At 74.9% G+C, this 21,820-nt stretch carries 7 protein-coding genes; 3 read left to right on the forward strand and 4 right to left on the reverse strand.

What is annotated here, in order from left to right; all coding sequences use genetic code 11:
- Positions 1 to 58: 58 nt before the first annotated feature.
- On the reverse strand, positions 59 to 13,636 hold the full coding sequence (locus G6W55_RS15250) for a type I polyketide synthase (RefSeq protein WP_175521374.1): 13,578 nt from the start codon (positions 13,634 to 13,636) through the stop codon (positions 59 to 61).
- Between the two features lie 139 nt (positions 13,637 to 13,775).
- On the reverse strand, positions 13,776 to 15,518 hold the full coding sequence (locus G6W55_RS15255; RefSeq protein ID WP_175521375.1) for a fatty acyl-AMP ligase: 1,743 nt from the start codon (positions 15,516 to 15,518) through the stop codon (positions 13,776 to 13,778).
- Positions 15,519 to 15,793: 275 nt separating this feature from the next.
- Between G6W55_RS15255 and G6W55_RS15260 the strand changes: the two genes are divergently transcribed.
- Both G6W55_RS15260 and G6W55_RS15265 read left to right on the forward strand, forming a co-directional pair.
- Positions 15,794 to 16,891 (forward strand): chemotaxis protein, encoded by a 1,098-nt coding sequence (locus G6W55_RS15260; RefSeq protein ID WP_175521376.1) that lies wholly within the window; start codon positions 15,794 to 15,796, stop codon positions 16,889 to 16,891.
- A gap of 73 nt (positions 16,892 to 16,964) precedes the next feature.
- Positions 16,965 to 17,990, forward strand: coding sequence for a Gfo/Idh/MocA family protein (locus G6W55_RS15265; RefSeq protein ID WP_175521377.1), 1,026 nt, complete (start codon positions 16,965 to 16,967; stop codon positions 17,988 to 17,990).
- A gap of 62 nt (positions 17,991 to 18,052) precedes the next feature.
- On the opposite strand, the gene G6W55_RS15270 is transcribed toward G6W55_RS15265, so the two are convergent.
- Entirely contained in the window at positions 18,053 to 18,466 is a 414-nt protein-coding gene (locus G6W55_RS15270; RefSeq protein ID WP_030787467.1) for an SsgA family sporulation/cell division regulator, read from the reverse strand.
- 376 nt (positions 18,467 to 18,842) lie between these two features.
- On the opposite strand from G6W55_RS15270, the gene G6W55_RS15275 reads away from it, so the two are divergent.
- Positions 18,843 to 20,243 (forward strand): PP2C family protein-serine/threonine phosphatase, encoded by a 1,401-nt coding sequence (locus tag G6W55_RS15275; protein WP_175521378.1) that lies wholly within the window; start codon positions 18,843 to 18,845, stop codon positions 20,241 to 20,243.
- Positions 20,244 to 20,282: 39 nt separating this feature from the next.
- Here the strand turns inward: G6W55_RS15275 and G6W55_RS15280 are convergent, their stop codons facing one another.
- Complete coding sequence (locus G6W55_RS15280) at positions 20,283 to 21,788, reverse strand: hypothetical protein (protein ID WP_175521379.1); 1,506 nt, start codon at positions 21,786 to 21,788, stop codon at positions 20,283 to 20,285.
- Between the last annotated feature and the right edge of the window lie 32 nt (positions 21,789 to 21,820).

The following is a 21,820-nucleotide window of genomic DNA, read 5'->3' on the forward strand; positions in this document are numbered from 1 at the left end:
CCCTTCACGATGTGCACGTTCCTGTTCCGTCCGTTCGCTGTCGTCGCCGCAGCCGATGTCACCTCTGCTCCCACGACCGGAACGCCCGCAGGTGTTCCGGGGTCGCCACGGCCTCCAGCAGGTCGTCGTCCTGGTCGCCGCCGCCGAGCGCGGCCACGATCCTCCGGGCCGGGGCGTTGCGCGGACTGCGCTCGGCCGTCAACCGGACCTTGGCGCAGCCCAGTTCGTCGGCGCGGTCGGCCAGCCAGCCCAGCAGGCGTTCCTCGACGCCGCGTCCCAGCGCACGGCAGCTCATCAGCCAGGCGAGGACGTCGAGCCGGTCGCCCTCGGCGCGGACCGCGAGCAGGCCGATCTGGCCGTAGTCGCCGAAGCGGTCGCGGGCCGCTGCCGTCCACACCTCGCCGCGGTTCCGCCAGCGGTCGAGGTCGCCGCCGTCGGCGGAGCGGGCGCGCAGGGTGAACTGGTTGGTGCGGCGCACGAGTTGTTCGGCGCGCCGGATGTCGTCCTCCCCGAGCGGCCGGACGTCGACGGTCAGTTCCAACTGGGCGAGGAACTCCTCGAACCCGGCCTCCTCCGTCTTGTCCCGTACGGCGTCCCGCTCTCGTTCCTGGTCGTAGAAGCGGGCCCGCAGGACGTCCTCCGCCGTCCCCGCGACCGGGACCAGCGGCCACAACCGGTCGAGGAACGCCTCCAGTTCGGGTTCCGCCGGGCAGGTCACCGCGAGCACCTCGGGCAGGGCCGCGCGCATCTTGCCGATCTCGGCCGGGTTGTCGTCGAGGAAGAGGAAGCTGTCCGGGCCGAGGTTGAGGGTGCGGGCCGCCTCCGCCAGCCGGGCGGGCTTGGGGCCCCAGGCGGCGGACAGGACGCTGAAGTGCTCGGCCTTGAGGGGGCTGTCGGGCCGGTCGAGGACGGCCCGTACGGTGTCCTCGTCGTTGTTGCTGACGAGCGCCAGCAGCACCCCGGCCTCGCGCCAGCGCAGCAGCCGGCGCGCGAGCACCGCGCGGGGGCCGGACAGGTCCACGGCGTCCGGGCCGATCTCGCCGGCCACACCGCTCCACAGCGTCTCGTCGCCGTCGACGGCGATCACCTTGGGCGCGGGCCGCAGCACGGCCCGTACGACGTCGGCGAGACGCAGGGCCACGGCCGCCTGGAAGGGCGGGGTGAAGGGGAGGTGGGCGAGCCGTTCGGTGCGTGCGTCGAAGAGGTCCGTCACGGGGTGCCGGCGGGTCCAGTCGTCGGCGGCGAGGACCGCGATGCCGGGGCGGTCGGTGAGGTCGGCGGCGACCTCGCGCTCCCAGCGGGCGAGGCGTCCGTCCGTGTCCTGCGAGGGCAGGAAGCCGACGATCAGCGGCCTGCGGGTCTGTTCGGCCAGGGCCCGCAGGGCGGCCGGGTACTCGGTGCGCAGTTCGGCGAGGAGCGTGTCGTCCACCGGCCCGAACCGTTCCAGGTCGTGGGCCCGCAGCAGCACCACGCCGACGGTCGTGGCGGGGTCGGCGAAGACTCCGGACGGGTCGCGCAGGGCGGCGAGCACCTGGTGGTAGGGCGCCTCGGCGACCGTGGGGCCGTCGTCCCCGAGGGCGGTCGCGCACATCAGCGGGAGGTTGCCGAGGGCGAAGGTGGCGGCGAGGGCCAGGGAGCCGCGTCCGGCGGGGGTAGCCGGGACGGGGGGCGCGACGTCCTGCACGGGGCGCACGGCGTCGGCCGCCCGCTCCCCGGGCCGGGCGGGGTGCGTCGCGTCCTGCGCGGCCTCTCCGAGCAGGCGCAGGAAGTCGTCCGCCAGGGCGGCCGTGTCCGCCGGGTCGAGGATGTCGAGGTTGTGGTCGAGCCGGATCCGGTCGGCGTCCGGGGTCATCGTGATCATCAGGTCGAGGTCGGAGTAGCCGGTGCCGGCCGGCAGCACGTCCAGGTGCGCGAGGCGGCCGCCGTGCCGGACGTAGTTGAAGTACACCTCGACCAGCGGGGCCTGGTCCCGGTGGAGGCCCTGGCGGGCCAGGGTGGCGAGGACGTCCGAGAACATCGCGCCCTTGGTCAGGATGCGGCGCAGCCGGGTGTCGGTGCGGCGCAGGACGTCCTCGACCGTCTCGCCCGCCCGCGCCTCGGCCGGGAAGGGCACGGGGACGCCGTAGAAGCCCACGGCGTCGAAGGCGTCGGCGTGGATGCGGGTGTCGACGGGGACGGCGAGCACGAAGCGGTCGCGTTCCCGCAGCCGGGCCAGGAGCACGGTGAGGGTGCCGAGGCAGAACGCGGCCGGGGTGACGCCGAGGGTTCCGGCGGCCGTGGCGACCCGGTCCATGAGTCCTTCGGGGACGTCCACCGTGACGCTGCCGGCCCGGTAGGTGCGCTGTTCGGGGCGCGGGCGGGAGAGGGTGAGGTCGAGGCGTGCGCTGCCGTCGAAGGCCGCCTGCCAGTCGGCGTCGGCGGTGCCCTCGCCCGACCGCTGGGCCTCGACGAGGAGGCGGACGTCCCGGTTGGTGACGTCGGCGTCGAGGGCGGTGCCGGACAGTTCGGCGTCGATCTCGGCCGCGACAAGCAGCAGGGACTGGAGGTCGCTGACCACGTGGTGGGCGCCGAGGAGGAGGATCTGGCCGTCGGTGCCGCCGTCGAGCAGTTCGAGGCGCCACAGCGGGGCGGCCGTCAGGTCGAACGGCGGTTCGAGGAGCGCGCGCAGCCGGTCACCGGCGTCCGGCCCGTCGGTGACGGAGGTCCAGCGCAGGGGCGGTGCGGTGAGGTCGCGGACCACGTGGAGCCGGCGGCCGCCGTCGGGGACCGTGACCACCGAGGTCCGCAGCGCCGCGTGGCGGGCGACGAGCCGGGTGACGAGGGCGGTGAGCGCCTCGCGGGTGGTGGGGGCGGTGAGCCGGAAGGCGAGGCCGACGGCGTGGGCGGCCTGGGGCATGCCGGGGCGGGCGCTGCGCAGCAGCCGGACGACGTCCCGGGTGACCGGGAGGAGTTCGGTCTCCGGGACCTGGGCCGGCTCCTCGGCCGGGGTGCCGGGGGCCGGTGCGGTGACGGGGCGGTCGGGCAGTCCGGCGGCCAGGGTGTTCGCCAGACCGCGTACATCGGCGGCGGAGAACATCTCGGCGGTGGGCAGTTCGACGCCGAGTTCGCGGGCGAAGGCGTTCCGCAGCCGGACCAGCATGAGGGAGTCCAGGCCGAGTTCCTTGAGCGCGGTGCCGGCGGAGACGTCGACCAGTCCGCCCGAGACCTCGCCGATCCGGGCGCGGACGTACTCCTCCAGCCAGCCGACCCGGTCGTCGGCGGTGGTGGCGGCGAACACCTTGCGCACCAGGGCGTCGGCGTCGCCGGTGCCCGTGGGGAGGCTGACGAGGTCGGCGAGGAGCGGGCGGGAGCGGACCGCGTCCGGGGCGAGCGCGAGCAGTTCCCGGTCCAGGGCGATGGGGGCGAGCTGGCGGCGCGAGGTGTCCAGCAGCCGGTCGAAGAGTTCGCCGCCGTCCTGCGGGGAGAACGCGACCAGTCCGGAGCGGCCGGTCTCGGCGGCCCGGGTGCCGGACTCGGCGACCATGCCGACGCCGGACCAGGCGCCCCAGTCGAGGCTGAGCGCCCGGCGTCCGGTGCGGGAGAGATGGTGGGCCCAGGCGTCGAGGAAGGCGTTGGCCGCCGAGTAGGGGCTCTGTCCGGCCGAGCCGAGCAGTCCGGCCGCCGACGCGAACAGGACCATGTGCCGGGCTTCGGGGGCGAGTTCGGTGAGCAGGGCGGTGCCGAGCACCTTGGGGGCGAGCACCCGCAGGACGCGTTCGTCGGTCAGGTTCGCCACGGTGGCGTCGTCCAGGACACCGGCCGCGTGCACGATCCCGGCGAGCGGTCCCGCCTCGCGTCGTACGGCGTCCAGGGCGTCGCCGAGCGAGGCGCGGTCGGCGACGTCGGCGCGGGCGAGGAGCACGGTGACCCCGCGCCGTTCCAGGCCGGCGATCCACTCCCGGGCGTCGGGCGCGGGCGCGCCCCGGCTCATCAGGGCGAGGCTGCGCACCCCGCGCCGGACGAGGCGTTCGGCGACGATCCGGCCGAGGCCGCCGAGTCCGCCGGTGACGAGGTGGACGCCGTCGGATGTGCCGCCGCCGTCGGTGTCCGGGCGGGTGCGGGCCAGCCGGGGGACGAGCCGGCCGGACTCCCGCAGGGCGACGAGGCGTTCGTCGTCGGCGTGCCGGAGCTGGGTCCACAGGGCGTCGGCGCCGCCGACGGGCGGCAGGTCGACGAGCGTGACGGCCAGTTCGGGGTGTTCCTGGGCGAGCGCGAGGCCGAAGCCCCAGGCCAGGGCCTGCTGGGGATGGGCGACCTGTTCGCTGCCGCCGGCGGCCTGGGTGCCCCGGACGACGGTGAACAGGCGCGGGGCGTGGCCGCGTCGTCCGGTGAGCGCGCGCACCAGGTGCAGGGTGCCCAGGCAGGCCAGCCGGGCCGCCTCCTCGGCCGTGCGGGAGTCCACGACGGCCGGGGCGTCCAGCGCGGCGAGCTGCACGATCCGGGCGGGCGGGGTGTCCGGGTACGCCGCGTCGAGCAGCCGGGCGAGCTGCGCGGGGTCGGCGGTGTCGAGGACGTAGCGGCCGGTGCCCTCGGCGGTGAACTCCGGTCCCCTGCGGGCCACGACGTACGGCACGCCGTCGGTGTCGAGGCGGCCGGTCAGGGCCTCGGCGGTGCCGGTGCCGTCGGCGAGGATCAGCCATGAGCCGTCGGCCGGGGGTTCCTGTGCGGCGGGGCGGGGCTGCCAGCGGGTCTCGAACAGGGCGCCGTCCAGCGGGGAGAGCGCGGCGAGCCGGAACTCCTCGGCTTCGAGGAGCAGTTGCTCGTCGGCGTCCCACAGGCGCAGGTCGAGCAGGGCGGTGTCGCCGGCGACGGAGCGCAGTTCGCAGCTCGCCCAGGCGGGTTGCGTGCGCCGGCCGGTGTACCGGACGCGACCGAACCCGGCGGGCACGAACGCCCGTCCTTCGGGGGCGTCGCCGGGCAGGGCGGCGGTGTGGAACGCGGCGTCCAGGACGGCCGGGTGGATCAGATGTCCGGCCGGGGGCCGTTCCGTGAGCCGGGCGACGGCGGCGGTGTCCGTGCGGTGGGCCGTCTCCAGATTGCGGAAGGCGGGGCCGTAGTCGATGCCGAGGGCGCTCAACCCGGCGTAGACCGGGCCGAGTTCGACCGGCTCGGGGCAGCGCTCGCGCAGCTCGCCGAGGCGGGCCCGCGCGGCGGGTCCCCCGGTCACGACGGAGCCGGTGACATGGCGTTCCCAGCGCTGCCCCTCGGCGGCGGACGAGAAGACGGTGAAGGCACGCGAGCCGTCGCCGTCGGCGGGCCGCAGCACGAGCTGGAGGCGGACCGGCCGGTCCTCGGGCAGCCGCAGGGGCTGGAGGAAGTCCACGTCGGCGAGCCGGATCTCGTCGTCGCCGTCGGTGAGCGTGGCGGCGGCTTCCAGGGCCATACCGAGGAAGGCGGCGCCCGGCAGCCAGACCTCGCCGGTGACGCGATGGTCGGCGAGGTGCGCGAACCGGCTGTCGCGCAGGTCGATTTCGCTCTGGAAGAGATGGCGGCCGGGTTCGTCGCCGGCCTCGACATGGGTGCCGAGCAGCGGGGAGGCGCCGGGCGATCCGGCGGGCGCCGGGGCGAGCCAGTGGCGGTCGCGGGCGAAGGCGTAGGTCGGCAGGGCGGCCCGGCGGCCGCGCGGGAACAGCGCGGCCCAGTCCGGCTCGTACCCGCCCGTGTACAGCTCGCCGAGGCGGCGCAGCAGGACGTCCGGGCCGTCCTGGCCGCGGCGCAGCGAGCCGACGGTGACGGCGTCGACCCCGGCCTCGGCGGCGACGGCGGCCACGGCGGCGGTCAGCGACGGGTGCGGGCTGAGTTCCACGAAGTGGCGGTAGCCGTCGTCGAGCATCCGGCGGACGGTGTCGGCGAAGCGGACCGGCCGGCTCAGGTTGTCGAACCAGTACCCGGCGTCGAGGTCGTCCCCGCCGACCGGCGCGGCGCGCACGGCCGAGTAGAGCGGGGTGTCCGCCGTCGCGCCGCGCACCCCGGAGAGCCGGTCGAGGAAGGCGTCGCGCAGGGGTTCCATGAGCGGGCTGTGGGAGGCGAACGGCGTCGACAGGGTCCGTACGGCGATCCCCCGGTCGGTGAGCAGGGCGCGCAGTTCGGCGAGCGCGTCGGCGTCCCCCGAGACGGCGGTCGCGCGGGCGCTGTTGACCGCGCCGACGAACAGCCGCCCCGCGTACGGCGCGAGGAGTTCCCCGACCTCGGTGTGCGGGAGTTCGACGGCGATCATGCCGCCGCGTCCGACGAGCGGGACGACCGTCTCGGCCCGCCCGGTCACCACGGCCACGGCCTCGTCCAGCCCGAGCGCGCCCACGCTGTAGGCGGCGGCGATCTCGCCGAGGCTGTGTCCGACGACCCCGTCCGGGGTGACGCCGAGGGTGCGCCAGGCGGCGGCGAGGGAGGCGTTGACGGCGAAGAGCGCCGGCTGGAGGTACTCGGTGCGCTCCAGCGGGGAGAACTCCTCCGGTGCGCGCAGGGCGTTGAGCACGGACCAGCCCGCGTGCCGTTCGACGGCCGCGTCGATCCGGGTGAGTTCCTCGCGGAACGCCGCCGAGCCGGCGGCCGTCCCCAGTCCCATGCCGGGCCACTGACCGCCGTGCCCGGAGAACACGAACGCGACCTTGCCGCCGCGGTCCTCGCGGGGCGCGGTCAGGGGGGCCCGGCCGGACGCCAACGCGTCGAGGACGGTGCGCAGTTCGTCCCGGTCGCCGGCCACGACCGCCGTCCGGTGCTCGAAGTGGCTGCGGTGCCGGGCCAGGGTGTGGGCGAGGTCGGGCAGGGCGGTGTCGTCGGCGGCCAGGTGTGCGGCGAGCCGCGCGGCCTGGCCGCGGACGGCGGTCGCGGACCGCCCGGAGAGCACGAACAGCGTCTTGCCGCCGCCGGGTTCGGACGCCGCGGGGTGTTCGTCCGCGACCGGTTCGGCGGCGGGCGGCTCCTCGACGATCACATGCGCGTTGGTCCCGCTGATCCCGAACGCGCTGACCCCGGCGCGCCGTACCCGGTCCCCCGCCACCGGCCAGGGGCGGGCCTCGGTGAGCAGCCGCAGGCCGCTGTCCTCCCAGTCGACGTGCCGGCTGGGCGTTCCGGCGTGCAGGGTGGCCGGGAGGGTCCGGTGGCGCATCGACTGCACCACCTTGATCAGTCCGGCGACGCCCGAAGCGGCCTGGGCGTGACCGAGGTTGGACTTCAGCGACCCCAGGTACAGCGGCCGCCCCTCGGGCCGGGAGGCGCCGAAGACCTCGGACAGGGCGTTCGCCTCGATCGGGTCGCCGAGGGTGGTGCCGGTGCCGTGCGCCTCCACGTAGTCGATGTCGGCGGGGGTGAGCCCGGACAGCTCCAGGGCGCGCCGGACGACCTGCTCCTGCGCGGGCCCGTTCGGCGCGGACAGGCCCTGGCTGCGGCCGTCCTGGTTGACGGCGGTGCCGCGCAGCACCGCGAGCACCTCGTCGCCGTCCCGGCGCGCGTCGGAGAGCCGCTTGAGGACGAGCATTCCGGCGCCCTCGGCCCAGATCGCTCCGTCGGCGGCGTCGGAGAAGGAGCGGCAGCGGCCGGTGGGCGAGAGTCCGCGCAGCCGGCTGAACTCGACGAAGGTCCCCGGGGTGACCATGAGGGTGACCCCGCCCGCGAGCGCGAGGTCGCATTCGCCGGACCGCAGGGCCTGGGCTGCGAGATGGGTGGCGACCAGCGACGACGAGCAGGCCGTGTCGACGGTGAGCGCGGGTCCGTGCAGGCCGAGGGCGTACGCGAGCCGGCCGGAGGCCACGCTGAGCGCGGAACCGGTGCCCACGTAGCCGTCGAGCTGGTCCAGCCGGGAGCCGGACAGGTAGTCGCTGCCGAACATGCCGACGTACACGCCGGTGGTGCTGCCGGAGAGGGTGGCGGGGACGGTGCCGGCCCGCTCCAGGGCCTCCCAGGCCGTCTCCAGGAGGAGCCGCTGCTGCGGGTCCATGGCGGCGGCCTCCTTCGGGGTGATGCCGAAGAAGCCCGCGTCGAAGGAGGCGATGTCGTCCAGGAAGCCGCCCTCCCGGGCGTACGTCCTGCCGGGGGCGTCCGGGTCGGGGTCGTACAGGGACTCGACGTCCCAGCGGCCGGCCGGGAAGGGGCCGACGGCGTCGCGGCCTTCGGCGACCAGGCGCCACAGGTCCTCGGGGTCGTGGACACCGCCGGGCAGCCGGCAGGCCATCGCGACGACGGCGATCGGCTCGTCGGTGGGGACGGCGGTGGCGGGGCGGGAGGAAGCGGTACCGGGCGTGGTGCGGGGGGCGCCGGCGAGCACGCCGTCCAGCAGATGGCGGGTGAGCCGGGCCGGGGTGGGGTGGTCGAAGAGGAGGGTGGCGGGGAGCCGGGTGCCGAGGCGGGCGCCGATGCGGTTGCGCAGTTCGACCGCCGTCACCGAGTCCATGCCGAGGTCGCGCAGCGGCCGGTCGTCGGCGACGGCCTCCGCCGCGCGCAGGCCGAGGACGCGCGCGGCCTCCTCGCGGACCAGGGCGAGGACCCGCTCGGCGCGGTCGGCCTCGGGCAGCGCGGCCAGCCGCTCCGCGAGCCCGCCCGCCGGACCGGCGGACGCCTCGCGCGGGGCGGGCAGCAGGGAGCGCCACAGCGCGGTGTCGCCCACGGCCTCCCGGACGCGCGGCAGGTCCACGATCCAGGCGACCTGGTGGGCCGTGCCGCGCCGCAGCGCGAGGGCGGTGAGGTCGCGGCCCTGCGCCGGGGTGAGGGCGCGGTGGCCGAGCCGGGCCATCCGGGCCAGGTCGGCGTGCTCGGCGGCGAGCCCCTCGCCGGCCCAGGCGCCGTAGGAGACGGAGACGGCGGGCAGCCCGTGCGCCCGCCGGTGATGGGCGAGTTGGTCGAGGAAGACGTTGGCGGCGGCGTAGTTGCCCTGGCCCGGGTTGCCGACGACACCGGCGGCCGAGGACACCAGCAGGAACAGTTCCAGGGGCAGGTGCGCGGTGAGCCGGTGCAGATGGGCGGCGCCGTCGACCTTGGGCCGCAGTACGCGGGCGAGCCGCTCGGGGGTCAGGTCGGCGACGACCCCGTCGTCCAGGAGTCCGGCGCAGTGCACGACACCGCGCAGGGGCGCCTCCTCCCCGAACCGGGCCAGGAGGGCGGCCAGTTCCCGCGGGTCCGCGACATCGCAGGCGGCCACCTCCGCCTCGGCGCCCAGGGCCGCGAGTTCGGCGACGGCTTCGGCGGCCCTCGGGTCCTCGGGCCCCCTCCGGGACGTCAACAGCAGGCGTGGGACGCCGAGTTCAGCGAGGAGGCCGGCGAGGTGGCGGCCCACGGCGCCGAGTCCGCCGGTGATCAGGACGGTGCCGTCGGCGGGTAGGGTGCCGTGCTCACCGGGGCGGGCGCGGACCAGACGAGGGGCGAGCAACGCGCCCGAACGGAGGGCGAGTTCGGGTTCGACGGGGAGGGCGAGGGCGGCGGCACCGTCGAGGTCACCGGGATCCTCGACGTCGAGCAGGGTGAGCCCCAGGTCCGGGTGCTCGGCGCGGGCGCTGCGGGCGAGGCCCCACAGGACGGACTGGGCGAGTCCGGGCACCCGGTCCCCGTCGGCGGCGGCGACCGCGCCCCGGGTCACCCACACCGTGCGGACGGGCGCGTCGGCGGCGATCAGCTCCTTCAGCTCGGCCACCGCCGCCTTCGCCAACTCATGTGCGGATGCGGCGAGTTCCCCGTCGGCGGGTTCCCAGACGCGGATCACGGCCTCGGTCTGGGACACCGCCGTCGGTTCGACCGCCGTCCACGCCACCTCGTACAGATGCCGGGCGTTCTCCGCGGTGCCGCTGAGGTCCGCCGGGGTCACGGCGTGCAGGCGGACGTCCTCCAGCCGGCCCGCCGGGAAGCCGTCGGCGTCCCACAGGGTGACGTCCAGGGTGGTGGCGTCGGTGCGCCGGACGGAGACGGTCAGATCGTGGGCGGCGGTGCCGGTCAGGGTGCAGCGTCCGACGGCGGCCGGCAGCAGCACCGCGCCCTCGGGCGCCTCGAACGCGGCGGCCACATGGAGGGCGGCGTCCAGCAGTGCCGGGTGCACCGGGTAGGGGTCGGCGACGTCCCGCGCGCCCGGCGGCAGGGACAGCCGGGCGAGCAGTTCGTTCTCCGCGGTGCGTACGGCCTCCCGTACGCCCTGGAAGGCGGGGCCGTAGCCGAGGCCCGCGCCGGTGAGCCGCTCGTAGGTCTCGGGGTCCCAGGCGGGGTCGGCGTCCTGCGGCCAGGCGGGGGGTGTGCCGCCGCCGTCCGTCTGCGAGGACCCTTCGGCGCCCGAGGCGGTGGCGTGCAGGGTCCAGCCGGTGCCCTCGTGGCCGCGCGGGCGGCTGTGCACGGTGACCTCCGGCGCGGGGCCGTCGCCGGTGACCTCGACCGACACCTCGACGGTGCCGGTGGCGGGCAGGGTGAGGGGGGCGAGCAGCAACAGGCCGGTGAGGCAGGCGGGTTCGTCGGGGCGGGCGGTGGCGAGGGCGGCGCGGCAGAGTTCCAGCAGGGTGGTGCCGGAGACGACGGTCCTGCCGAACACGGTGTGGTCGGGCAGCCAGTCGGCGGTGGCCGGGGACCACTCGCCGCGGAAGGTCCAGCGGGTCGCGTCGGCGGACTGGAGCTGGACGCCGAGCAACGGGTGCGCGGAGCGCTCGAAGAGCCCGGTCCCGGCGCCCGCCGTGCCCTCGGGTTCGATCCAGTACCGCTGGGTGTCCCAGGCGTACGTGGGCAGTTCGGCGGGGGCGGCCGCGGGCGCGATGCGCCGCCAGTCCACCGCCCTTCCGTGGACGTGGAGTTCGGCGGCGGCGCGGTCCAGGCAGGCGCGGCCGTCGGCGTCCCGGCGCAGGGAGGCGACGGCGACGAGGTCCTCGTCCACCGTACGCACGGCGGTGGACAGGGAGGGGTGCGGGCCGAGTTCGACGAAGTGGCGGTAGCCGTCGGCCGCCATCCGCTCCACGGTGGGCGCGAAGCGGACGGGCTCGCGCAGGTTGGTGTACCAGTAGTCGGCGGCGAGTTCACCGGTGACGGGTGCGCCGGTGACGGTGGAGTACCAGGCGATCCGTCCGGGGTGGGCGGTGACGCCGTCGAGTTCGTCGAGGATCTCCGTGCGGACCGCTTCGACCTGGGCGCTGTGCGAGGCGTAGTCGACGTCGAGCCGGCGGACGAAGACGCCCTCGCGGTCGAGTCGGTCGAGCAGGTCCTGGAGGGCTTCGACCTCGCCGGCCAGGACCGTGGAGCGGCCGCTGTTGACGGCGGCGACGGACACCCGGCCGTCGAGCAGTGCCGGCCTGGTCTCGATCTCGGTGTGGGGCAGGCCGACGACGGCCATCGTGCCGGTGCCGGAGAGCGCGGTGAGGGCCTGGGAGCGCAGGGCGACCACGGCGGCGGCGTCGTTGAGGCTGAGCGCACCGGCGACACAGGCGGCGGCGACCTCACCCTGGCTGTGTCCGATCACGGCGTCCGGGCGGATCCCTCGGGCGCGCCAGACGGCGGCCAGGGACACCATCACGGCGAACAGGACGGGCTGGACGACGTCCACGCGGTCCAGTGGGGGCGCGTCGGCGTCGCCGCGCAGCACGGCGGTGACGGACCACTCGGTGTAGGGGCGCAACGCGCTGTCGCAGCGGTCGAGTTCGTCGGCGAAGACGGGGTCGGTGGCGAGCAGGTCGCGGGCCATGCCGGTCCACTGGGCGCCCTGGCCGGGGAAGACGAAGGCCAGCTTGCCGGGCGGAAGGGCCTGCCGCGGTCCGGTGGTGCGGTCGGGGTCGGGCCGTCCGGCGGCCAACTCGTCCAGGGCGGCGAGCAGTTCGTCGGTGTCGGCGGCCTGGATCACGGCCCGGTGGGCGAAGTGGGTGCGGTGGCGGGCCAGGGTGGCGGCGACGGCGTCGAGCGGGGTGCCGGGTCGCTCGCGCAGCGTCGCGGCGAGGCGTTCGGCCTGTCCGTGCAGGGCGGGGAGGGTGCGGGCGGAGAGCGGGAACAGGGTGGGCCCTGCCGGGGTCCCGGCGGCGGCCGGGGAGGTGTCGGCCGACGCGGGCGCCTCCTCCAGTACGACGTGCGCGTTGGTGCCGCTGATCCCGAACGCGCTCACGCCGGCCCGGCGCACCCGGTCCGCGCGGCGCGGCCACGCCTCGGCGGTGCGCTGGACGCGGAGTCCGCCGCCCTCCCAGTCGATGTGCTCGGTGAGGTGCTCGGCGTGCAGGGAGGCGGGGACGCGCTCGTGGGCGAGGGCCAGCACGGTCTTGATCACCCCGGCGATGCCGGCGGCCGCCTGGGTGTGCCCGAGGTTGGACTTGAGGGAGCCGACACCGAGCGGCCGGCCGGCGGGGCGGCCGGGGCCGTAGACGGCGGCGAGCGCGCCGCCCTCGATCGGGTCGCCGAGCCGGGTGCCGGTGCCGTGGGCCTCGATGTGGTCGATGTCCTCGGGGCGCAGTCCGGCGGCGTCCAGGGCGGCCCGCAGCACCCGTTCCTGCGCGGGTCCGCTGGGTGCGCTCAGGCCCTGGCTGCGGCCGTCCTGGTTGAGGGCCGAGCCCTTGACGACGGCGAGGATCCGGTCGCCGTCGCGGCGGGCGTCGGTGAGCCGCTTGAGGAGGACCAGGCCGCAGCCCTCGGCCCAGACCACACCGTCGGCGTCGGCGGAGAAGGGGCTGCACCGCCCGGACGGCGAGAGTCCGCGCAGCCGGCTGAACTCGACGTGTCCGCGCGGGGTCACCAGCAGGGTGGCGCCGCCCGCGAGGGCGAGGTCGCACTCGCCGGCCGCGAGCGCCCGGGCCGCGAGGTGCAGGGCGACCAGGGAGGAGGAGCAGGCGGTGTCGACGGTGACCGCGGGGCCCTGGAGGCCGAGGGTGTAGGCGAGGCGGCCCGAGGCCACGGAGGGGGCGGTGCCGGTGCCGATGTGCCCGTCGAGCTGTCCGAGGGAGGCGGCGGCGAGGTAGCCGCTGTCGTACAGGCCGAGGTAGACGCCGGTGTCGCTGCCGGTGAGGGTGCCGGGGACGAGTCCGGCGCGTTCGAGGGTCTCCCAGGCGGTCTGGAGCAGCAGGCGCTGCTGCGGGTCCATGGCGGCGGCCTCGCGCGGCGAGATGCCGAAGAAGGGCGCGTCGAAGCGGTCGATGGCGTCGAGGAAGCCGCCGCGCAGGGTGTACGCGGTGCCGGTGGTCTCCGGGTCGGGGTCGAGGAGGCCCTCGGTGTCCCAACGGCCCGCGGGGACCTCGGTGATGACGTCCCGGCCGGTGTCGAGGATCCGCCACAGCGCCTCGGGGTCGTCGGCGCCGCCGGGGAAGCGGCAGGCCATGGAGATGATCGCGATGTCGTCGCCGGTGCGCGCCTCGCGCTCGGGGGCGGGGGCCGGGGCGGTGGTGGCCTGCGGGGCGAACAGCGCGTCGGCGAGGGCGGCGATCGTGGGGTGGTTGAAGATCAGGGAGGGGTCCGTGGGACGGCCGGTGCGCTCCGCCAGTTCGGCGCCGAGGGTGACCAGCCGGCGTGATCCCAGGCCCAGTTCGGCGATGGGGCGGTGCGGGTCGACGGCCGTGGGGTCGAGGCCGGCCGACTCGGCCACGGCCGAGGCCAGCCAGTCGCGGACGTCCTCGGGGGTCGTCAGGGACGGGGCGGGAGTCGGGGAGTGGGAGGCGTTCGCAGGCATCGGAAGGTGTCCTCGTGAACGGGGGTGCGCGATGGATTCCCGGCGCCTTCGTGTCGTCGGCGCGCGGGGAGGGCGGAGCGCCTGGCGTCCGCCGGGGGCGGGCTGCCGGGCCGTACGGGCGGGCCGGCAGCCGCCGTCGTCAGCGTGCGACGGGTGCGTCGACCGGGGCGAGCGTGCCGTCGAGGTAGGCCGCGCGGGTGGCGCGGCGCTGGATCTTGCCGCTGGAGGTCTTGGGGATGGTGCCGGGGTGGACCAGGACGACGTCGTGCACGGTCAGGCCGTGCGCGGTGCCGATCGCGGCCCGGACCAGATCGGCGACCTGTTCGGTCTCACCGGCCGCGTCGGGCGTCAACTCGGCGACCAGGACGGGCTGTTCGCCTTCGGCTCCGCTGTCGACGGAGAACGCGGCGGTGCAGCCGGGCCGGAGTGCGGGGTGGCACAGCTCGGCGGAGAGTTCGAGGTCCTGGGGGTAGTGGTTGCGGCCGTCGACGACGAGGAGGTCCTTGAGCCGGCCGGTGACGAACAGTTCGCCGTCGCGCAGGAATCCGAGGTCGCCGGTGCGCAGGAAGCGGCCTTCGCGGCCGGGGAGGGTGGCGCGGAAGGTCTCGCGGGTGGCGAGGGTGTTGCGCCAGTAGCCGTGGGCGACGCTCGCGCCCTGGACCCAGATCTCGCCGGTCTCGCCGTCGGGCCGCTCCTCCTTGCGGTCGGGGTCGGCGATGACGACGGTCATGCCCTCGCCGGGCCGTCCGCAGCCGACGGCGGCGGCGTCCGCGTCGGGGGCGTCCGCGTCGGGGGCCGGGTTGCCGTCGCGGTTCTCGCGGTGCAGCAGGACCGGCGCCTCGGCCACCGTGCCGCCGGTGACCATGACGGTCGCCTCGGCCAGGCCGTAGCAGGGGTAGAAGGACGCGCGCCGGAAGCCGGCCGGGGCGAAGGTCTCGGCGAAGCGGCGCAGGGTGGCGGGCCGTACGGGTTCGGCGCCGTTGAAGGCCACCCGCCAGGAGCTGAGGTCGAGGCCGTCGAGGAGTTCGGGTGTGGCGTGCTTCAGGGCCAGTTCGTAGCCGAAGTTGGGGGCGCCGCTGGTGTGCGGGCGGTACCGGCTGATCGCCTCCAGCCAGCGGGCGGGCCGCTGGAGGAAGTGCAGCGGGGAGAACAGGGTGGCGGTGGTACCGAGGTACACGGTGTTGAGGACCGGGCCGATGAGTCCCATGTCGTGGTAGACGGGCAGCCAGCTCACCAGGAGTTCATGGCCGTACTCCTCGATGACCTGGGGGGTGTGGCCCATGCTCGTGGTGATGATCCGCTCGTTGTCCATGAGGTTGCCGTGGGTGACGACGACCCCGCGGGGGGCGGAGGTGGAGCCGGAGGTGTACTGGAGGAAGGCGACGGAGTCGTCCGTGAGGTCGGGCCGGCGCCAGTGCGCGGCGGCCTCGTCGGGTATGTCCTCCGTCACCACCCGTGCCACGTCGTCGAGTTCGGGGAGCTGGTCGGCCAACGCGCCGAGGGAGGCGACGACTTCGCGGCTGCCGAGGATCGCGCGGGCGTCGGCGTCGGCGATCAGCCGCTTGGTGCGGGTCAGGGCACGGCTGTTCCAGGAGTGGCCCTGCGGCGGGATGCCGGGCACGGCGACGACACCGGCGGCCAGGCAGCCGAGGTAGGCGGAGATGAACTCCAGGCCGGGCGGATGGAGCAGCAGCGCGCGGGAGCCGGTGAGGCCGCCCTCCTGGAGCCGGCCCGCGACGGCCCGGACCCGGTCGGCCAGGCGGGCGTAGGTGATCTCCTGGATCTCCCCGTCCAGATCCCCGGTGACGAGGTAGCGGTAGGCGGTCCGGTCGGGCTGGTGCGTGGCGTGCGTGGTCAGCGTGTCGACCAGGGAACGAGCCATGTTGACGAGTCTCACCTGTCTGGAGAACGAAGGGGGAACTCTAGTGCGATTTTCAACCGTCGGGGGTCCGCGTCGACCCACCCCGAGTGCCCCCCGTGCAATTGTGCTACTGACGAGTAACACCCTATCAACTCGCCTCGCACAGTATGTCGAACACTTGTAAACCCTACGTATCCAACGGGGTTGCCGCAGACGGATTCGGAAACCCGATCGACGGTCGAACCGGACACCGGGCCCGAACGGCGAACCGGTCCCATCAGTCCTATGGTGCTCATATGGAGCACGCACTCAGCCCCGCCACCCTCTCCGAACTGCGGCGCCCGCGCCCCTATCCAGCGGTGTCCGTCCTGACACCCACCCACCGCAGGGAACCGGAGAACGCCCAGGACCGGGTCCGGCTGCGCAATGTCGTGGCCGAGGCGAAGAAGCAACTGGAGTCCGATCCGTCGGTCACCCGCGAGCGGCGCGCCGACGTCTCCGACCAGCTCGACCGCGCCCTGGCCGAGGTGGACCTGGCGCACGCCGAGGACGGCCTGGTCATCTTCGCCGCGCCGGGCGAGCACCAGGTGTGGTCGCTGGGCCGGTCGGTGCCCGAGCGGGTCGTGCTCGCGGACACCTTCCTCACCCGCAACCTGGTCTCCGCCCAGGCCGCCGAACGGCCGTTCTGGGTCCTGTCGGTCTCCCCCGACCGCGTCACGCTGTGGAACGGCGGGGTCGACCGCGTCACCGAACAGCGCTCCGGCGGCTTCCCGCTGACCAGCGACCACCGCGAGAACTTCGACGCCGAGCGCCAGGAACGGATCGGGGACCATCCGAGCGCCTTCCGCGACGAGGACACCCGGCACTTCCTGCGCGAGGCGGACACGGCGATGGGCCGGATGCTGCGCGCCGACCCGCGTCCCCTGTACGTCACCGGCGAGCAGGCCGCGCTGTCGGCGCTCGAGGAGATCGGCACCGTCACCCGGGACGCGGTGCACGTCCCGCACGGCGGCCTCTCGCACGGCCCGGCCGACGCGGTGTGGCAGGCGGTGCGTCCGGTGGTCGACGCCGAGGCCCGCCGGCGCGTGGACACGGTCCACCAGGAACTCGAATCGGCCCTGGGCCGCAAGCGGTTCGCCGCCGGCGTCGACGAGATCTGGCAGAACGCGCGCGAGGGCCGCGTCCAACTGCTGGCCGTCGAGGAGAACTACCGGGTGACCGTCCGCGACGACGGCGACCATCTGATCCCGGCCCTCAGCGACGACCTCGACGCCCGCGAGGACATCGTGGACGAGATCGTCGAACAGTGCCTGGAGACCGGCGCCGACGTGCGGTTCGTCCCCGACGGCACCCTGGCCGACTCGGACGGCATCGCGGGCGTCCTGCGCTACTGACCCCGCCCACCGGCCCTCCGCCCCGCACCGGCGTACGCTACGGCGTGATCACCGGCCGGGAGGGAGAGGGCGCGTGAGTGACCTGCTGGGCGTCGCGGTGCTGGGCGCCGGACACATGGGGGCCGACCACGTACGGCGCCTGGACCGGGTGGTGAACGGCGCCCGGGTCGCGGCGGTGGCCGACCCCGACGCCGCCCGCGCGCGTGAGGCCGTCGCCGGGATCGAGGGAGCCTCGGTCCACACCGAGACCGAGGCCGCGCTCGACGCGCCGGGCGTCGCGGCCGTCCTGATCGCCTCCCCCGGCCCGGCCCACGAGGAGGCGCTGCTCGCGGCGTTCGCGCGCGGACTCCCGGTCCTGTGCGAGAAGCCGATGGTGCCGGACGCGGCGGGCGCCCTGCGCGTGGTCGAGGCCGAGGCCCGGCTCGGGCGGCGGCTGGCGCAGATCGGATTCATGCGCCGCTACGACGCCGAGTACCGCGGACTGAAGACGCTGCTGGACGACGGCCGCCTCGGGCGCCCCCTGATGCTGCACTGCGTCCACCGCAACGTCTCCTCGCCGCCGGACTTCACCAGCGCCATGCTGATCGACAGTTCGGTGTCGCACGAGATCGACGCCGCGCGCTGGCTGCTCGGACAGGAGCTGACCGCGGTGAGCGTGCTGCGCCCGCGCCCCTCCGGCGGGGCGCCCTCGGGTCTGCTCGACCCGCAGTTCGTGGTCTTCGAGAGCGAGGGCGGCGCGCTGGTCGACGTGGAGGTCTTCGTCAACTGCGGGTTCGGCTACCAGGTGCGCTGCGAGGCCGTCTGCGAGCGGGGCAGCGCACGGATCGGCGACGAGCGCGGCCCGCTGGTGACCACCGCGGGCACGGCCGGCACGCAGGTCCCCCAGGACTATCTGGTCCGGTTCGCCGACGCCTACGACCGCGAGGTGCAGGCATGGGTCGACGCGACCCGGCGCGGCCGTGTCACGGGCCCGAGCGCCTACGACGGCTACGCGGCCTCCGCCGTCGCCGAGGCCGGTGTCGCCGCCCTGGAGAGCGGGCGGCGGGTGAGCGTGGACCTCGCGCCACGCCCGGATCCGTACCCGCCGGCCGGACGCTGAGCCCGACGGGGCCGGCGCCGCACACGCCGGCCCCCACAGCCGCATCTCCGTCTCAGACGCTCTCAGACGTTGCCGAGCAGGGTCTGGAGCCCTTCGTCGACGGCGGCCGCGACGTCCTCCTCGCCCGCCGCGACCACGGCGTAGCTGCGCAGCAGGAAGCGGTCCAGGGCCGGGCTGTCGAACTGGAGCAGGGCCATGCCGAGCGGCGAGTGGAACTCCACGACGGTCCGCGAGCGGCCGCACGGCCAGATGTGCACGTCCCCGCTGCCGGCCGGCCCGCGCAGCCCCTCCTCCAGCAGCGCGCGGGCGAAGGTCCAGGTGACCCGCTCCCCGGCGAGGGAGACCTCGGCGGGGAAGTCGAGGGAGACGGCGAACGGTTCGGCCGACGCGTAACGGAGCGTGGCCGAGACCGGCAGCTCCTGGTCCTCGCCGGTGATCAGGCGGGCGCGGACCGGCTGTTCGAGGGTGATGTCCATGCATGTACGACCTCGAAGGGCCCCTTCGCATTACGCGGAACCGCCGACAAATTTTGTGACCTGCGTCACTTCGCACCCCGGACCGAACACACAGCCGTCGAACAGGCGCCGGACACCCCCTCCAGGCTCCCCACGCGTCCCTCAAGTCACGTACGTCACCTACGACTTGCAGCCATGCGCGAGCGACGATCCACTGCCTCCCACCACCCCCGAGGGACTCTGGCATATGCCAGAAGCACCACCGAATCGTGTGTTGCCAAATCCCTTACACGGCGTCGCGCGCTGTGCAACAGTCGTAACGGCCCTTCCGTCCCCCTTACGTCCCCTTCCACCCCGTCCCCTTCCCGCCGGACCGTTCCGGCATCGGAGTCGCGTCATGTCGTCCCCTCGCTCCGCGGACCATCCCGCCGGCCGGCCGCCGGGACGCGGCCCGGTCGACGCGCTGATCACGCAGACGCGACGGCTCCGGGGCGACGTGGACGCCGTACGACGGGACGCGCCGAAGGACACCGCGGACCCGCAGGGACGCTGGCAGCGCGCGCTCTACGATCTGGCGCTGCATCAACTCAACGACCTCGACACGCACTTGGCCCAGTTACGGGACGGACCCGTGCCCCCCGCCGCGGTGGCCGCCGTCGCACCGGCCGTGCACCGGCGCGGTTCGCTGCTCAGCCGGGTCGGCAGCGCCGAATGGAACCTGCTGACGGACGACGCCGTATGGTCCGCGGAGCTGTACCGCATCCTCGGCCGCGATCCGGCCGCACCCCCGCTCACCCTGGACGAACTGCCGTCCCTGGTCCTCGACGAGGACCGGTCGAAGCTGACGGCCATGGTCACGGACTGTCTCGTGGACGCCCGGCCCATCGACGGCGAGTTCCGCGTCGTCCGGCCCGACGGCGAGGTGCGCACCCTGCACGTCATGGGCGAACCGGTGCTCGACGCCGACGGCGCCACCGCCACCATGTGGGCGGTCCTGCGCGACGTGAGCGAACTGCGCGACCGCCGGCGGGAGGAGCGCGAGACCCGTGACTCGCTGCACCGCCACCACCGGCACACGCAGCACGAACACCGGCTCGCGGTCGAGTTGCAGGAGGCCGTGCTGCCGCCCTGGCGCGGCTCCCTGCGACTCCCGCGCCGGGGCACCCGCTCCCTCGACCTCGCCGCACGCTGTCTGCCCGCCGCCGCCGACCCCCTGCTCGGCGGCGACTGGTACGACGCGCTCGAACTCCCCGACGGCCAGACCCTGTTGAGCGTCGGAGACCTCACCGGACACGGCCCGGCCGTCGCCTCCGGCATGGCGATGCTGCTCGGCGCCCTGCGCGGCATGGCGATGACCGGCACCGCCCCCGCCCAACTGATGTCCCTGCTCAACCAGTTGCTGGACAGCACCGTGCAACCCGCCCTGGCCGGCGCCGTCTGCTGCCGCTACCGGCCCGACACCCGCACCCTGACCTGGGCACAGGCCGGACACCCCGCCCCGCTGCTGTACCGCGACGGGACGGGGCGACGGCTGGACACCCCCGAGGGCGTACTCCTCGGCGCCACCTCGGGCGCCGTCTACGGACAGGCCGAAGTGACCCTCGAAGCGGGCGATGTGCTCCTGCTGCACACCGCCGGGCTGGGGGACGCGGACACACCGCGGCGGCTCCTCGGCCTCGCTCCCCTCCTGTGCGAGGCCGGCACCGCGCAGGACGGCCTGCGGGCGGTCATGACGGAGTTCGAGGCGGGCGAACGCACGGACGACGCCTGCGTCCTCCTCGCCCGGGTCACCGGCTGACCGGCCGGTCTCCCTTCCCGTCCCGCTCCCCGTGTCCGGCTACGCCTGCACGGTCCCGCCGCCGCCCCGGCCTCCCCTCGGCTTCGGCAGCGCCTGCGCGATCTCCTCCCGCAGGGCGCTGATCCTGGGGTAGCCCGCGTACTCGGCGGTCAGCCGGTACATCTCGCGCAGCCGGTCCCAGGTGCGGCGGGAGGAGTTGGAGCCCATCGACACCAGCGCCAGCCGCGCGTAGCGGTCCGCCTGTTCCGGATCGTCGGCGATGAAGCAGGCCGAGGCCATGGAGAGATGGTCGAAGATCTTCGACCGCTCCCGCCCGTCCACCCGCAGCGCGAGCGCCTTCTCCGCGTAGTACTGGGCGTGCGTGGCCGCCTGCGGCTCGAACTCGGCCAGCGTGCGGTACGCCAGGGCCTGCATCCCGAACAGGTCCTCGTCCTTGAAGGTCTGCATCCAGGGCGGCGGTTCCATGTCGCCCCTCTCGGACACGAACAGATCCTCCGCCCGGCCGAGGGTACGGCGCATGGCCTGGCCCTTGCCCATGGACGCCTGCGCCCACGCCTCGATGGTGTGGAACATCGCCCGGGTCTTCGGCAGCACGTTGTCACCGGCGCCGGACTGGGCGAGCTTCATCAGGTCGAGCGCCTCGTCGGGCCGGCCCAGATGGACCATCTGACGGGCCGCCCGGGAGAGCGCCTCGCCGGCCCGCGGCCGGTCACCGCCCTCACGGGCCGCGTGGGCGGCGATGACGAAGTACTTCTGGGCCGTGGGCTCCAGGCCGACGTCGTGCGACATCCAGCCCGCGAGGACGGCGAGGTTGGCGGCGACGCCCCACAGGCGCCGCTGGAGATGGGTGGGGTGATGGTAGGCGAGGATGCCGCCCACCTCGTTGAGCTGTCCCACGACGGCCTTGCGTTGCAGCCCGCCGCCGCGGGCCGCGTCCCAGGCCCGGAACACCTCGACCGAGCGCTCCAGCTCCTCGATCTCCTCCGTCCCGATGGGGGCGGCCTCGTAGCGGTCGAACCCGGACGGGTCGGCGTGGTGCAGAAGGGGGTGGTCGATGACGGGAGCGTCGGCGGAGAGAGTGGGGTCGGTGTGGAGCCAGTCGTACATGGCTGTGCTGAGTGCTGATCCCGCGGCGAGCGCGGCACCCGCGCCCACCAAGCCGCGTCGGTTGAGCATGAGGTCCATTCCCGTGAATTCGGTGAGGACCGCGGCAGTCCGTTCGGGCGCCCACGGCAAGCCGTCGGGATGTTCCGCACTCCCGCCGCCGGGCCGTTTCCCTGTACGCCCGTGCCGGACCAGACCGAGGTCCTCGATGGTCACGACACGGCCGAGACGCTCGGTGAACAGAGCCGCCAGCACCCGCGGCACCGGATCGCGCGGGATCTCTCCCATGTCGATCCACCGCCGCACCCGCGAGGTGTCGGTCGAGAGCTGGGGGTGGCCCATGGCCGCCGCCTGCCGGTTGACCAGCCTCGCGAGTTCACCCTTGGACCAGCCGGCCAGGCCGAACAGGTCCGCAAGGCGGGTGTTGGGTTGTCCGCTCACGTCAAGCCCCCAGGTTCTCGGCTGAGTTGACA

This window comes from Streptomyces sp. CAI-85, from assembly GCF_013363615.1.
Classification (GTDB): Bacteria; Actinomycetota; Actinomycetes; order Streptomycetales; family Streptomycetaceae; genus Streptomyces; species Streptomyces antibioticus_B.